12 protein-coding genes are annotated in these 15,001 nt (G+C 47.2%); 7 read left to right on the forward strand and 5 right to left on the reverse strand.

Going from position 1 to position 15,001, the window contains the following annotated elements; genetic code table 11:
• Positions 1 to 31: 31 nt before the first annotated feature.
• Positions 32 to 721 carry a DUF2927 domain-containing protein gene (locus tag BFP76_RS14335; protein WP_165775734.1) on the reverse strand — a complete coding sequence of 230 codons (690 nt, stop codon included), beginning with the start codon at positions 719 to 721 and terminating at the stop codon, positions 32 to 34.
• A gap of 154 nt (positions 722 to 875) precedes the next feature.
• On the opposite strand from BFP76_RS14335, the gene BFP76_RS14340 reads away from it, so the two are divergent.
• From BFP76_RS14340 to BFP76_RS14355, 4 genes are all read left to right on the forward strand, one after another.
• Positions 876 to 1,499 (forward strand): queuosine precursor transporter, encoded by a 624-nt coding sequence (locus BFP76_RS14340; RefSeq protein WP_099594689.1) that lies wholly within the window; start codon positions 876 to 878, stop codon positions 1,497 to 1,499.
• Positions 1,500 to 1,798: 299 nt separating this feature from the next.
• Positions 1,799 to 2,218: an alternative ribosome rescue aminoacyl-tRNA hydrolase ArfB gene (gene arfB, locus BFP76_RS14345; protein WP_099594690.1), complete on the forward strand. Its 420-nt coding sequence runs from the start codon at positions 1,799 to 1,801 to the stop codon at positions 2,216 to 2,218.
• Positions 2,219 to 2,263: 45 nt separating this feature from the next.
• Positions 2,264 to 3,169, forward strand: coding sequence for an oxygen-dependent tRNA uridine(34) hydroxylase TrhO (gene trhO / locus BFP76_RS14350; RefSeq protein WP_099594691.1), 906 nt, complete (start codon positions 2,264 to 2,266; stop codon positions 3,167 to 3,169).
• Between the two features lie 51 nt (positions 3,170 to 3,220).
• Positions 3,221 to 3,976 carry a TSUP family transporter gene (locus BFP76_RS14355; protein ID WP_099594647.1) on the forward strand — a complete coding sequence of 252 codons (756 nt, stop codon included), beginning with the start codon at positions 3,221 to 3,223 and terminating at the stop codon, positions 3,974 to 3,976.
• Here BFP76_RS14355 and BFP76_RS14360 read toward each other — a convergent pair.
• Together BFP76_RS14360 and BFP76_RS14365 are read right to left on the reverse strand one after the other, a co-directional pair.
• The gene (locus tag BFP76_RS14360; RefSeq protein WP_099594648.1) at positions 3,953 to 6,034 is read right to left on the reverse strand and encodes a response regulator; all 2,082 of its coding nucleotides are present in this window, start codon (positions 6,032 to 6,034) and stop codon (positions 3,953 to 3,955) included. The two genes, BFP76_RS14355 and BFP76_RS14360, sit on opposite strands and share 24 nt — an antisense overlap.
• 94 nt (positions 6,035 to 6,128) lie before the next feature.
• The gene (locus tag BFP76_RS14365) at positions 6,129 to 7,382 is read right to left on the reverse strand and encodes an MFS transporter (RefSeq protein WP_099594649.1); all 1,254 of its coding nucleotides are present in this window, start codon (positions 7,380 to 7,382) and stop codon (positions 6,129 to 6,131) included.
• A 63-nt stretch (positions 7,383 to 7,445) separates the two neighbouring features.
• On the opposite strand from BFP76_RS14365, the gene zapE reads away from it, so the two are divergent.
• A complete protein-coding gene (gene zapE / locus BFP76_RS14370) occupies positions 7,446 to 8,522 on the forward strand; it encodes a cell division protein ZapE (RefSeq protein WP_099594692.1) in 1,077 nt (358 codons plus the stop codon).
• On the opposite strand, the gene BFP76_RS14375 is transcribed toward zapE, so the two are convergent.
• On the reverse strand, positions 8,519 to 9,769 hold the full coding sequence (locus tag BFP76_RS14375; protein WP_099594650.1) for a lytic murein transglycosylase: 1,251 nt from the start codon (positions 9,767 to 9,769) through the stop codon (positions 8,519 to 8,521). The genes zapE and BFP76_RS14375 overlap by 4 nt on opposite strands.
• A gap of 140 nt (positions 9,770 to 9,909) precedes the next feature.
• Between BFP76_RS14375 and BFP76_RS14380 the strand changes: the two genes are divergently transcribed.
• Positions 9,910 to 10,311, forward strand: coding sequence for a DUF1801 domain-containing protein (locus BFP76_RS14380; protein ID WP_240514077.1), 402 nt, complete (start codon positions 9,910 to 9,912; stop codon positions 10,309 to 10,311).
• On the opposite strand, the gene rnr is transcribed toward BFP76_RS14380, so the two are convergent.
• Complete coding sequence (gene rnr / locus BFP76_RS14385) at positions 10,308 to 12,569, reverse strand: ribonuclease R (RefSeq protein ID WP_099594651.1); 2,262 nt, start codon at positions 12,567 to 12,569, stop codon at positions 10,308 to 10,310. The two genes, BFP76_RS14380 and rnr, sit on opposite strands and share 4 nt — an antisense overlap.
• A 178-nt stretch (positions 12,570 to 12,747) precedes the next feature.
• Here rnr and BFP76_RS14390 point away from each other — a divergent pair, with 178 nt between their 5' ends.
• Entirely contained in the window at positions 12,748 to 14,973 is a 2,226-nt protein-coding gene (locus tag BFP76_RS14390) for an OmpA family protein (protein WP_240514079.1), read from the forward strand.
• Positions 14,974 to 15,001: the final 28 nt, after the last annotated feature.

The following is a 15,001-nucleotide window of genomic DNA, read 5'->3' on the forward strand; positions in this document are numbered from 1 at the left end:
TTCGCGCCCAAGGTTCCCACCTTGGGCGTTTTTAATTTGGGTAGTGCATGCGCAACACTTGCGCATCTTGGCCTGTTAGTTTGGTAATGCTGTCGGTGCCAACTTGGGCAAAAATGGATCGTTTATCGTAATAGGGATTGTGAATATCCCAAGTTAACCCCAAACTTTGCACCACTTCTTCCAGCAGGATTGATGACAACTTCGACTGTTTCACACGATCAACAGAAACCGCAATTCCCGAAGACAGGATATATTTACCAACTGTCGCGCTTGCCGAAATTGCATTATTTGCCTTTTGCCCGTCTAAAAAACGATAACCCGTGTTTTTGATGATACGATTTTTGCCACGCGGTTTCACCAGATGAACCTGAATATTTGCATTTCGTGCCGCATTCCCAGAATAAAAGCGCAACTGCACACCCGCGTCAACGGCGTTCACTTGTTGCACTGCATTTTTGATCGCAGCCTCGGTCGCGGCGGCATATGCACCATTTTTTGAAACGCCTTGCACGCCAACAAGCCCAACCGAAATATTGTTGCGCAACTGCTTGGGCCAACGTCGCAACGATGTTTGGCAGGCTTGGCCAGGCTTAGCCTTGCACGCAATTGATTTGTAAAACGCTTGGTTGGACAGCTTGCCAGAGCTGCGGGTGAAATCCTGTGCCGACACTGGGAATGCCCCGATCATCACCATCAATAACCCCAACAGATATTGTCTCATGCGACACCCCATCAAATCTTTCGTTTACGATTTCCCTTACCTAAACCGCATAGCGTATAAATCCAGACTCCGCTTGCGTTTTAAATCATAACATCCTATGTCCGCGCTGCTGAACAGCAAAAGTGTCCGCTACCTTTTCAAAACGGAGTACATTATGAATCGCGGTATCATCATTGGCGTCATCGCCATGGCAGCCATTGTCGTTGCCTCTAATATTCTTGTGCAATTCTTGTTGGGCGATTGGCTCACTTGGGGTGCATTTACATATCCATTCGCATTTCTTGTGACCGATTTGATGAACCGTGTTTACGGCACATCCGCGGCGCGCAAAGTTGTGTTTGCTGGTTTCATCGTTGGCATTATCTGTTCGTTCATCGGAACACAGATCATCGGTGAATTTGGCCCATTGGTGACATTGCGCATCGCAATTGGATCGGGCACTGCATTCTTGGTTGCGCAATTGATCGATGTATTGGTGTTTGATCGCCTGCGTTCGGGGAAATGGTGGCGCGCGCCTCTTGCATCCACTTTGATCGGATCGTCATTGGACACGGCTATTTTCTTTACCATCGCGTTTTCTGCAGGCCTTGCATTTATCGAACCCGCAAATGATGTGTCATGGGCAAATGAAATGGTTCCATTGCTTGGTGCGGGCGCAATGTTGCCATTATGGGTTTCACTCGCCATTGCCGATTGGGGTGTAAAATTGGTGTTGGCATTGGTTGCACTGATTCCATTTCGCGTGTTGGCACAGCAACTCACGTTGCGCACTGCCTAAGCATTCACGCCACTTTCACTGAACTGTTTCAAAAAAACGCTTGGAGTTTTTCCAAAGTCGTTGCATGATTCGTTTATCGGACAACGATCCGAGACACAGAAACAATCAGAAAGGAGGTGCCAATGATTATTGGGAAAACAGAGCCGCTGGTGAAGGATACGAGCGAGGTGCATTTTTAGGGGGCAGCCCTCCTACGAACACATCTGGCCTCAAAGCCTCCGGGTTTTGCTTGCCACCTCTAAATCTCGAGAAAAGCCTGCGTTCCTTGGCGCAGGCTTTTTTGCATGTTAAACGGTATTATGATCCGCATTAATGACAACATAACCATCCAAGATTGGGAAATAAGCGAAAGTTTTCAACGCGCTTCTGGCCCAGGTGGACAGCATGTGAACAAAGTGTCCACCGCCGTAGAATTGCGGTTCGAAGCTGACAGATCACCAAATCTGCCCGCCCCCGTTAAAACCCGCCTGCGTAAATTGGCCGGACGAAAATGGACAAAGGATGGTGCGGTTATCATCACCGCAGATAAACACAGATCGCAAAAATTGAACCGCGAACTGGCACGTGAAAAACTGATCGAATTGATCACCGCCGCAATGCAGCGACCAAAATTTCGCGTCAAAACCAAGCCCACCCGCGCATCACAACGCCGCCGCATGGATGCAAAAACACAGCGCGGACAAGTGAAATCATTGCGCGGAAAGGTCAATCTGGATTGATTGTGGGCACTGGACGAACCTCATGCACAGGCGTATATGGCGCGCATGACAAAAATCATCGTTGCCGCACTTTATCATTTTACCAAGTTTGCAGATCATAAATCGCTGCAAGCTCCGCTTCAGGCTGTTTGCAAATCAAACGGGGTAAAAGGTTCGCTTTTGCTTGCGTTTGAGGGTATCAACGGCACCATCGCAGGATCGCGCACAGGCATCGATAATGTGCTGTCTGCCATCCGCGCCTTGCCCGGCTGCGCAGATTTCGAACACAAAGAAAGCTTTGCCAGCGAAATGCCGTTTAACCGCATGAAGGTGAAGCTGAAAAAAGAAATCGTCACAATGGGACAACCCAATGTTGACCCAACAGCGAATGTTGGAAACTACGTCGATGCGGCCGATTGGAATGATCTGATCACACGTGATGATGTTGTGGTGATTGATACGCGCAATGATTATGAGGTTGCGATTGGCACATTTGATGGTGCGATTGATCCAAAGACAAAATCATTCGGTGAATTCCCCGCCTGGTGGGAAGAAAACAAACAACGTTTTCACAATAAAAAGGTTGCGATGTTTTGCACAGGCGGTATTCGCTGTGAAAAATCCACCAATTATCTGCTCGGCGAAGGTGTCGAAGATGTTTATCACCTGAAAGGTGGCATTCTCAAATATCTTGAAGAAGTCCCCCAAGAAGATAGCACTTGGGACGGCGAATGTTTCGTCTTCGATAGCCGCGTTTCGGTGAAACACGGGCTGGAAGAAGGCAAATACGATCTTTGCCATGCTTGTCGTATGCCCCTTGCCCCCGAAGATTTCGCACGCCCCGAATTTGAAAAAGGTGTGAGCTGTCATCAATGTATTGATACCACCAGCGAAGAGCGTAAAACCAGATTTCGTGAGCGTCAAAAACAGGTTGAATTGGCCAAAACCCGTGGCAAACATCATATTGGTTAACGCCGCAAAATTGCGCTAGACCATAACAAGGGATGCTGATAGCGCTGCGCTATGAGCGATCCAACAATCACAATTCTTTTGATCTTGTTTGCAGTTGCATTTTTTGCAGGCGCAATTGATGCAATTGCTGGGGGCGGTGGATTGATCACGGTTCCCGCGTTGTTACTCGCGGGTGTTTCACCAATTCAGGCGATTGCGACAAACAAATTTCAAGGCTTGTTTGGAACGGGAACAGCCGCAATTACTTTTTTGAAAAAGGGCCATTTGGATATTCGCAAAGAGTGGCCTATTGCATTGTTGTGTTTTGTGCTGTCTTTCATTGGTGCCTATGTCGCATCATATGTTTCCAGTGAAGTATTGGAAATCGTACTGCCCGTGGTTTTGATCAGCATTGCAATTTATTTCGCTATCCAGCCAAAACTGGACGATCAATCCAAAAAATCCTTGCTACCAATCGGATTGGTTAGCGTTGCAATTCTCCCACTTGTTGGATTTTACGATGGGATATTTGGCCCAGGTGCAGGGAGTTTTTATATGCTTGTGCTTGTCGCACTTGGTGGGCATGGCGTGTTAAGCGCCACAGCCAAAACAAAATTGTTTAATTTTGCGTCTAACCTTGGTGGGTTTGTAAGCTTTGTTTTTCTGGGTGTAATTTCGTGGAAAATTGGGGTGGTCATGGCATGTGGACAAATTTTGGGTGCGCGTGTTGGTGCAAACTTGGCGATTAGCAAGGGCAACACAATTATAAAACCCATGCTCGTGACCATTTGTGTTGCATTGGCGCTAAAGCTTTTGTTCTGGAGTTAGCATGGGCGCAAAGCGTTCCAATAATTCAAACACCATTTTTTTCTTTAGCGGTTTTGCCAAATAATCATCCATACCCGCGGCAATAAATCGATCCCGATCACCTGCCATTGCATGTGCCGTTAAGGCGATAATGGGTGTTGGCGGCATTTTGTTTCGTTTTTCAATCCGTCGAATTTCTTGGGTTGCTTCCACTCCATCACATTCCGGCATTGATATATCCATAAAAATAATTCTGGGTTTCGTGATTTGAAACTGTTCAATTGCGTCAAATCCATCACGACAGGTCGTTAAATTCAACTTCAACGCCTTGGTCATCTGGCGAAACACCAATTGGTTGGTTTTGTTATCTTCCGCCAACAGGACGGGTAAATTTTCCAAATTTTGAATAGACGATGAACCAACCACCAATGTTTGTTTTGTTTTTACCGATGTGTCAAACACACAGTTCAGCGATTTATAAAGTTCGTTGCGCAAAGATGGGCGTTGCAATATCGCCGTAATACATTCGGTATTCACCTGCGAAGGCTTTAAATTGCGCAGATCCGAGCTCAGCATAAAAATCGGGCCGCTGAATCCAAGATCGCGCAGTTGAATTGCCAAATGCTCACCCGTTTTTTCTGGCATTTGGTGATCTGTAATAACCATATCGCACGGCATGCCCGCTTTGAACGCATCGACGGCCTGATCCACATTTGAAAATTCATGCGAATGCAAATTCATCGCGCCCAATTGTTTTTTCAAAATGGTGCGATTTTGTTCCAAATCGTCAACAATCATGACATCCTGAATTTCCGTTGGTGCGGTAGGTTGGCGGTATATTTCGTTTTCTTGTGAAACAAGATCAATTTTAAAACCAAAAACGGATCCCTTTCCCGCCTCAGAATCAAGCCACATTACACCGCCCATCTTTTCAACCAATTTCTTGCTAATGGCCAATCCCAATCCGGTGCCCTCTAATTTGCGATTTTCAATGTGATCAACTTGTTTAAATTCACTAAACACATGTTCCTGCTTTTCTTCAGGTATACCAATACCCGTATCTTCGACCGCTATGTGGATTTTGTAATCGGTATCATTTTGCGTCACGCCCACAACACGGATCAACACATATCCAAACTGTGTGAATTTTATGGCGTTGCTAATCAAATTCAACAAAACCTGTCGAATGCGCCCGACATCACCAACGAATCCCGTCGGCAAAAACATGTCGTAATCCAGTAGTAGATCGAGATTTTTATCGCTCGCTTTGCTTTGCAGCAATCGGACACAATCCAGAACCATTTCTTCCAGATTAAAGGGTTCTGGAAACAGTTCCATTTGCCCGGCTTCAATCTTGGAATAATCCAAAATGTCATTAATGATTGTCAGCAATGCTTCACCAGAATTTTTGATCGTATTCGCAAACAGCAATTGTTCGTCGTCAAGTTTTGTTTCAACCAATAATTCCGCCATCCCAATTACGCCATTCATTGGTGTACGAATTTCGTGACTCATATTGGCCAAAAATGCCGATTTTACACGGCTAGCATGATCTGCATTCTCTCGCGCCTTTTGCAATTCAATAGAGCGCAGTTTTTCGGATGTGATATCAACCCGATATGTAACGCTATCGCCATATTTTGTTTTGCGATTTGTAACGCGATACCATTTTCCATCGGTTGTTTGTAACGTGCTTTCACCAAATTCGGCAGATCGCCATTGTGGCGCTGTTTGTGCAAACCATTCTTTGGCAGACTTCCCATTGAAATCAAGCAATCCAACCGCTGCGACTTTCTCCAAAATTTGCAATCGTGACATACCAATTTCAAGCACAAGCCGTTGATCATCAATGGGGTCTAAATACGCCTTGTTTGCCGCCACCAATATGTCATCTTTATCAAACAGCGCCATCGCATCAGGTGCCGCCATCATCGCCGAAAGAATACGATCTGTAAGTTGGCGTTTTTCAGCGTTTTTGATTTCAACCTGACGCCGATATTCCGCCAACGCGTTTTCGGCGGACATGCGCGCGGCACGTTCTTGTTTCAGCTGCTGTTCAAGAAATGCAATATTTGTCAAAACTAGTCCTGCTTGGTGGTCTTGCAATAGACCTAAGCCAAGAAAATTAGCCTTGCGTTAATTGCGCAAATTTAATCGATAAAATTGAATCAATTCAGACACGAACCGCTTGTCGCAACTTGAGTGGGATTTCTTTGACTGGAATGTGGACCAAGGCGCTAAATGCACCCACACCGACGCCAACCCACCAAACAGTGTTGTAAGTGCCGTAAATATCATAAAGCTGACCACCCAGCCAAACACCCAGAAACGATCCCAATTGATGGCTAAAAAACACTAGCCCGTAAAGCGTGCCCATGTAACGCAAACCGTAAATATAACCAACCAAACCCGAGGTCAGCGGTACCGTTGCCAGCCATAACAATCCCATTGAAAAACTAAACAAAAGAACCGTTACAGGGGTCATTGGAAACAGGATAAATGCCGCCGCAACAACGGTACGTGCCACGTAAATCCACATGAGCAGATTTTTCTTTTTATATCGTTTGCCAAAATAGCCTGCTGCGATTGTACCGATAATATTTGCCGCACCAATCACAGCGATTGCCAAGGCGCCAAGTGCGCTTGTGGTGCCAACGCCAATACTTGCCAGCAAACCATCGGCGGCAATCGGTCCACACATTTCGGTCACAAAAGCAGGAAAATGTGCGGTAACAAAAGCAAGCTGAAACCCACAAGAAAAGAACCCTATAAAAATCAACGTAAAGCTTGGATCAGACAGTGCCTTTTTCAATATTTCGCCAAGCGTTTCATCCAATTCATCGCGTTTAATCGGCTGATCTGTTTTTAAAAACGGTAACAACAAAACCGAGGCCATGATCACGCCAGCAAAAACCAAAAACACTGACGACCAATTCATATATGTCAGCAAATATTCTGCCGCGGGTGGGCCGATGATTTGCCCCACAGATCCCACTGCCGTGGCGATACCCATCGCCATTGATCTGTTTTCATCCGATGCTGCGCGTCCAACGATTGCCAGGATCACACCAAATCCCATACCCGCAACGCCAAAGCCAACAAATAGCGAGAGCATTTGATGCCCCGCAGGTGTGATTGCAAAGCTCGATGCAACCAAGCCAAAGACATAGCATAAAATGCCAATGAAAATTGCCTTTCGGTCGCCCAGCTTTTCTGCGATCGCACCAAAAATCGGCTGACCAAATCCCCACGCTAGATTTTGAAACGCAATCGCAAGTGAAAATTCGGATCGCAGCCATGAAAATTCTTGGGCAATTGGAATTTGAAACACACCAAAAGACGCGCGCACCGCAAAGCCCAGCATCAATATCAGTGAGCTGGCGATCAATACTGGTGTGAATAAATTTTGCTTTTGGGTAGTTTCCATTGTGACACGATGCGCAAGTTGTTATCTGAGGTCAAAGAGATTTTTGTAAGGGTTACAATTTTCATGACGCCAATTGCAACATATGATCAACGTGTGGAGTCTGGTGAATTAACCGATGATACCGCACAACGCCAAGCACTTGTTGCGCTTCAAAATCTGCATGAACAGCTTGTTGATTATAAACCCAAATCAAAATGGTTACTGTCAGGTTTGTTTGGCGTCGCACCACCGCGTCCAAAAGGATTGTATATGTATGGCGGTGTGGGGCGTGGGAAATCCATGTTGATGGATTTGTTTTTCGATACCGCTCCAATCAAACGTAAACGCCGCGTTCATTTCCACGCATTCATGCAAGAAATCCAAGACAGCCTGCACGCTGTGCGCAAAACAGGTGTTGAGGATGCAATTAAACCCGTGGCACAAAAAATTATCGCGGATGCTTCGTTGCTCTGTTTTGATGAGATGCAAATCACCGATATCGCTGATGCGATGATTGTGGGGCGTTTGTTTGAACACCTGTTCGAAGCGGGCGTGATTGTTGTAACCACATCCAATCGTCATCCAACTGATCTGTATAAAAATGGATTGAACCGACAACTGTTTGTGCCGTTTATTGATCTGATCCAAGATTACTTGTTGCTGCATAATCTGGACAGTGAAACCGATCATCGTCAAAATCGGTTAGCCAAGGAACAACTTTATTTTACTCCGCATAATGATGCTGCTCAAAAACAGATCGACACGCTTTGGGCTGATCTATCAGGCGGGCATTCCACCCCATTGGTTTTGAAACGAAAGGGCCGTGAAATCACATTGCCGTTTCACAATAACAGCACTGCAATGGCAAGCTTTGATGAACTTTGTGGCAAACCGCTTGGACCAGGGGATTATTTGGAAATTGCGAAATCGGTCAAACTTTTGATTGTTACCAACATCCCCGCGTTATCGTCTGCCAAAAATAACGAAGCAAAACGTTTCGTCACGCTGATCGATGCGCTTTATGAGGCGAAAACAAAACTGATCGCATCCGCGGCAACCGAACCAGAACAGCTATACACCACAGGGCGCGGCGCGTTTGAATTTGAACGCACCGCCAGCCGTTTGCGAGAAATGCAATCTGCCGATTGGGGTAATAATTAACGCGTGCGTTTGCGCAGCAAATTCAACAAATCTTGGTTTGCTTTGCCATCGGGTACCATTCCCAATGAACGTTGAAACGCGCTAACCGCATCGATGGTGTTTGGACCAAGAATTCCATCGGCATCCCCAACATCGAACCCCGCTTTGTTCAGTCGTTCCTGAACCTCGATCTTTTGCGCAAGCTTTAACGCCCCTGGCCCACGCGGCCATTCACGTGCGAATTCACCGCCACCCACAATTTTATCCGCCAAATGCCCCACCGCCATCGCATAGGAATTGGCATTGTTGTATCGTTTGATCACACCAAAGTTTTTGAACACAACAAACGCAGGCCCATCCGCGCCCGCTGGTAAAAATATCGACCCTTCGCCATGATTTGGGATGCGACCACCATTGACCAGCCGGACACCAAGTTCGCCCCAGCGTGCGGGCGTTGCCTTCACCTTTAAGCTCGCATTGCCATAATTAAACCCAGAGGGTAATATTACCTCTAACCCCCATGGTTGGCCTTTGACCCAGCCAAATTTTTTCAGATAATTCGCGGTGGAGGCAAGCGCATCCGATGGGTTTCGCGGATCCCAGACATTGCGTTTACCATCACCTGTGAAATCTTGCGCATAGGCTTGATAACTGGTTGGAATAAACTGCGTATGGCCCATCGCACCTGCCCATGAACCATTCATACGTTTGGGTGTAATATCCCCGCGTTGAATAATGCGCAGCGCTTCAAGCAATTGCGTTTCACCAAATTTTTGACGTCGCCCTTCATAAGCAAGGGTTGCAAGGGCTTCGACGATGTTAATGTCACCCATGTTTTCACCATAGGATGACTCCAGCCCCCAAATCGCAACAACTACTTCTGCATCAACGCCGTAACGGGCTTCGATCTTTTTCAACGTGTTGCGTTCGGATTTAAATTTCTTTTGACCATTGGACACGCGTTTTGGGGATGTCGCGGTATCAAGGTAATCCCAAATCTGGCGCGAAAATTCTGCCTGTTTGCGATCATAACCGATTACGGTTTGGTTTAATTTCACACCGCGAAATGCGCGGTCATATGTTTTTGCGGACACGCCTTTGGTCAATGCCTTGGCGCGAAAGGATTTTACCCACCGCTCAAATCCCGCCTGTGTTTGCGCCACAACGATATTTTCCTGTGAATTGAATCGATCGTCTGATTCCGCCCAACCGATATTCGGAATTGCCATTATCAATGCGGCTGCACCACTTAAAATCACCTGTTTCATCAAAATCTCCTGCTCGGGATTTGTTATTTTTTTATCAGTCTAGCGATTCTTGCACCAAGACCAAAGCGCAAAAATATAATGTTTGATCACATTGCGAATAGTTGCTTATGCTGTTTGCCTATGTATCAGTCGTGCGAAAAATGATGAAATATCCGTTTTCAGATCCTCAAATCGAACAGATTTTTGCCGATTTTCCAAGCGATTCACGGCTTCATTTAATTGAATTGCGCCAATTGATTTTTTCCACAGGCGCAACGCTTTCACACGTTTCCAAAATCGATGAATGTTTACGTTGGGGACAACCATCTTATGTTTCGCCTATTGGAACCGCGCTGCGACTTGGGGTGCCCAAGTCGGGTGGGTTTGGAATATTTGCCCATTGTCAAAGCAATGTCATTTCAAATTTTGCACAGACCTTTGGCACTGACTTTCGCTTTGACGGCAATCGTGGTGTGTTGTTTGAAACGCGCGAAGATATTCAACCAGACAAGCTTTGCTTGCTGATTAAACATGCGCTGACATATAAATTAAATCGAAATTAACGGCTGCGTTTTACTTTGCGCCGGTGTTTGGCGGATTTTGATTTCGCCTTAACCAGTTTGCGCCGCCCGCCGTTTTTGCCGGTCTTACCACGTGTGCGGGAACTGCCCTTGGGCATGGGTTTGCCATCTAATTCCAACATTTCAAGTGTCAAACCACCTGTAACCGCAGTCGCGTCAACAAGGCTGACCTTACACGGCATACCAACCTGAATAACGCGCCCTGAATCTTCGCCTTTGAGCGATCCATCGCGCTCCACATAGCGCCAGTATTCGCGCCCAAGATTGGCCAGCGGGATAATTCCATCGGCACCCGTTTCGTCCAACTTTACAAATAATCCAAATTTAGCGATGCCGCTGACACGACCCGTAAATTCATTGCCAACACGTTCAGCCAGAAATGCCGCCAAATAGCGATCTGTTGTATCGCGTTCGGCCAACATGGATCGACGTTCAGTTTGTGAAATCCATTCACCCGTTTCTTTGAGCTGTTCAATATCTTGGGGACGCAACCCATCATCGCCAAACCCATGTGCCGTGACCAACGCGCGGTGCACGATCAAATCAGCATAGCGGCGAATGGGTGATGTGAAATGTGCATAGCGTTTTAAGTTCAAACCAAAATGGCCAAAATTGACAGGTGCGTAATACGCTTGGGTCATGGACCGCAGTACAGACATATTGATAACTTCGGCGTCTTCGGAATCTTTCGCGGCCTCTAGCAATTTATTGATGTGCTGGGTTTTCAGAACCTGACCCTTGGCAAGCGTCATGCCTGCCGCATCCGCAACCTCGCGCAGTGCGTCGAGTTTTTCAGGGCTTGGTTCTTCGTGAACGCGATAGAGCAATTCTGTGCGTTTGGATTCAAGCGTTTCTGCCGCACACACATTTGCGGTGACCATGAATTCTTCGACCAATTTATGCGCATCAAAACGCGCGCGAAAATCAACCGACAATACGACACCCTCGTCAGACAGAACGATTTTGCGTTCCGGTAGGTCAAGGTTGAGCGGCTGTCGTTTATTGCGGGCCTTGGTCGCGCTTGCATATGCCGCGAATAAATCCGCAATTGGGCCAGCCAGCGGTTTTGTCGCCTCGTCATATCGCCCTTCATGTGCGGCCTGCGCTTGTTCATAGGATAGCGACGCTGGTGATCGCATCAAACCGCGGTGAAATTCATGGTGTAATTTTTCACCTTTGGAATCCAATACGATCCGCACCGCCATACAGGCACGATCCACACCTTCGTGCAGTGAACATAAATCGCCCGATAACGCATCAGGCAACATCGGCACCACACGATCGGGGAAATAGGATGAATTACCACGGTTGCGCGCTTCTTTATCCAGCGGCGAACCCGCCCGTACATAATGCGCGACATCAGCAATGGCGACCCAAACGATATGACCGCCTTCGTTTTTTGGATCATCATCAGGGGCGGCGCAAATTGCGTCATCATGGTCGCGCGCATCGGATGGATCAATTGTAAACAATGGCAAATGGCGCAGATCGGTGCGATCACCCAATTCTACGGGTTGCGCATTTTCGGCCTCTGCCACCACATCATCAGGGAAATGATCGGGTATTTCATGTTGATGAATAGCGATCAGAGAAATTGACTTGGGCGCCATCGGATCGCCAAGACGTTCAACAATCCGTGCAGATGGCAGCCCCATGCGCCCCTTGGGGCCAGATTGCTGTGCTTCGACCAGTTCACCGTCTTTGGCGCCATTGGAATCTTTTTCCGTAACACGCCATTCGCGATCGCGTTTTTTATCCACGGGCATAATGCGCCCGCCCTCTGAACCCGTGCGATAAATCCCGATAAACAGCTCTGGTCCATCGCTTAGTTTGCGAATGATCCGCGCATCATAGGTGACATCTTCTTGTGTGCTGGGCGACAAGCGGCAAAGCACCTGTTGACCTTTGGCAGGGGCTGAATGATCTTTGGATGGCAAAATATGAATGCGTGGTGTGTCACCATCACCGTTCCATTCCAAGGCTTCTGCCCAAACATCACCGTCTTTATCCGCTCCCAAACAGCGCAAAACCGAAACGGGTGGTAATCCATTTGGGTCGTGAAACGTGCGCTTTTCTTTTTGCAAATGCCCCTCGGCGGTTAATTCTTTGAGCATGCGTTTCAAATCGATACGCGCCGCACCCTTGATCCCAAATGCGCGCCCAATGTCGCGTTTATTGGTTTTTGTGGGGTTTTCTGCGATCCAATTTAGGATTTCGTCTTTGGTGGGAAGTTTTTTCATACCCGTTGCTTAACATGCAAAATCTATGGGGTCATTGCAATTTAACGGACGATGAACAAATCACCACCGATTGGTGAAATGAACATCCTCACCTTAATACTTGTAACGTGGACGTGAACTTCCTAAATTTACTTCACAATTAGGCTTATTAATATTGGGGAGAGCCATCTTGCGTACCGTGATCGGAATATTAATCCTGGTTTTAGGATATTTGTTTTTGGGTTTTGTTGGAACGGGCAAAATTCTTACACATTGGAATTTTGGCAAAGATACCAAAGAAATTGAAACATTCGTTGCGCAATCTGCCGCTGAAACTATTCCAGATACATCGCTAATTGAAACGACGGTTTCTGGGCGCGATATCACTGCCACTGGTTTGGCCGAAAACCAAGTTCAAAAAGACGCAATTCTTTCTGCATTGAACGATGTCACCGGACGGCGTGTGGTGAACGACAATATCGCTTTGATGGATGTTGCATCACCCTATGTGTTTCGCGCAGAAAAATCAGACGATGGGAACATCGCCTATTCAGGTAATACCCCACGCAATGACACATTTAACGGTAGTATTTCATCCGAAACACTTTCGCTTGCTTCTGGCATGCCAGACGAACAGTGGCCATCTGTGGTTCAGAAATCTTACGCGGCTTTGAACCCGCTGAGCAATGCAACGCTGGATATTTCTGATCGTGAAATAACACTGACAGGATTGGCAAAAAACCTAGAAGATCGCACAAGCGTTGTTGAACAATTCAATGATTTGCCAGAAGGCTATGCCGCGAACATCAACATTGATGTCACCCCCACCCGCCCATATGTTTTCGACGGGCAAAAAACAACGGACGGGATTTCCTTCCAAGGGTTGGTTCCATCCGCAGATGCCATTGATACGTTTACAAATCTGGTCGGATCAGATGCGCAATTAAAACCCGCATTTGGTATGCCCGATGAGAATTGGCCAGCATTGGTCGGCAAGGGTGCGGATGCATTGGCACAGCTGACAATTGGCGAAATGAAAGTTGTTGATCGCAATCTTTCCATTACGGGTGAGGCGGCAAATCCAACAGTGGCATTGGACATTCAAACGGCGCTGAACGATTTACCAGAAGGTTACACCGCAAATGCCGACTTAACGGTTAAACCGCTGGATGAATACACGTTTCGTGGTGAAAAGAAGGGCGATCAGGTTGATTTCGCTGGGTTCATTCCTGATGAAACCGCACGTGAAAGCCTTGCAGAATTTATCGGGGATCAGGCGGATAATTTACAACTTGCCGCAGGGATGCCCGATGAAAACTGGCCCGCATTTGTCGGTGCAGGTGTCGGTGCGCTTAACGGGTTAACCGATGGCGAGCTGAACATTGTTGATCGCAAACTCACGCTCACAGGTACGGTGGAAAACCCAAGCGTTGCCGATAGTGTCGCAACCCAAATTGGCAAAGTACCACAAGGATATGATGTCGAATTGCATTTGACCGCGCTTGATGACGGACAGCCTGCAATTATTTCGTTCGACCTTGGCGCCAACGGCGCGGGCACCATTTCTGGCAAGGCGCCAAATGGGCTTTCTGATGATGAAGTGGCGGGTGCACTTGGACTTGCCAATATTTCAGGTGGCGTCACAAACAGCCGTCTAACCGGTGAAGATCAAATCAAAGACCGCTTAACAGCAATCGGGCGTTGGGTTCCAACGTTTGAAACAGCAAATGCAACGGTTGGTACGGATTTTACAAATCTTTCCGCGGTGCTTCGTCCAGGGCAAGCGTGCCGATTGGAAGAAACCAAATCAGAAATGACGACGGCCTTTGGTGAAAATGCCCAAATATCGTTGCAGGTTTCAGAACAAGAACCTGAAAATGGAACTGAACGCGTGAACGCACAAACGGGTAAGACCGAAATTTACCAAGATTGTTTTTGGCTGGTAAAACCAGAAGAGCCAAAACCAGTGGAACAGGAACCACAACCCGCAATCGCGGAACCTGAGATAAGCCAACCGGAGCCAGAAACAGAAACAACTGTGTTACCAACACTGGCATCATGTGAACAACGTACCGCCGATTTATTGCAAGGTGCAAAAATCAACTTTGTCACAGCCAAAGCAGACCTTGATCCAAGTTCACTTGAACTGATTGACCAGTTGGCGGAAATTTTGCGTGGATGTGTAGATCAGGGTATCGGCCTTGAAGTTGGCGGTCATACCGACAGCCGCGGAAGTGCCGAATATAATGCCCAACTCAGCCTTGAGCGCGCCTCTGCTGTTGTTGCTGCATTGGTGGAACGCGGTGTGAATGCATCGGCAATGGTTGCCAAAGGATATGGTGAAAGCGACCCAATCGCATCAAACGAAACAGAAGAAGGCCAAGCCACAAATCGGCGTACGACCTTTACTTGGAATCAGAACTAAGGCGGATGCCAACCCAAAAGGAGACGAA

It is taken from the genome of Paramylibacter kogurei (assembly GCF_002742285.1).
Classification (GTDB): domain Bacteria; phylum Pseudomonadota; class Alphaproteobacteria; order Rhodobacterales; family Rhodobacteraceae; genus Amylibacter; species Amylibacter kogurei.

Excerpts from the sequence above, each read along its gene's own strand:
- BFP76_RS14335 (WP_165775734.1), bottom strand. The coding sequence starts at position 721 with ATGAGACAATATCTGTTGGGGTTATTGATGGTGATGATCGGGGCATTC.
- BFP76_RS14340 (WP_099594689.1), top strand. The coding sequence starts at position 876 with ATGAATCGCGGTATCATCATTGGCGTCATCGCCATGGCAGCCATTGTC.
- arfB (WP_099594690.1), top strand. The coding sequence starts at position 1,799 with ATGATCCGCATTAATGACAACATAACCATCCAAGATTGGGAAATAAGC.
- trhO (WP_099594691.1), top strand. The coding sequence starts at position 2,264 with ATGACAAAAATCATCGTTGCCGCACTTTATCATTTTACCAAGTTTGCA.
- BFP76_RS14355 (WP_099594647.1), top strand. The coding sequence starts at position 3,221 with ATGAGCGATCCAACAATCACAATTCTTTTGATCTTGTTTGCAGTTGCA.
- BFP76_RS14365 (WP_099594649.1), bottom strand. The coding sequence starts at position 7,382 with ATGGAAACTACCCAAAAGCAAAATTTATTCACACCAGTATTGATCGCC.
- zapE (WP_099594692.1), top strand. The coding sequence starts at position 7,446 with ATGACGCCAATTGCAACATATGATCAACGTGTGGAGTCTGGTGAATTA.
- BFP76_RS14375 (WP_099594650.1), bottom strand. The coding sequence starts at position 9,769 with ATGAAACAGGTGATTTTAAGTGGTGCAGCCGCATTGATAATGGCAATT.
- BFP76_RS14380 (WP_240514077.1), top strand. The coding sequence starts at position 9,910 with ATGATGAAATATCCGTTTTCAGATCCTCAAATCGAACAGATTTTTGCC.
- rnr (WP_099594651.1), bottom strand. The coding sequence starts at position 12,569 with ATGAAAAAACTTCCCACCAAAGACGAAATCCTAAATTGGATCGCAGAA.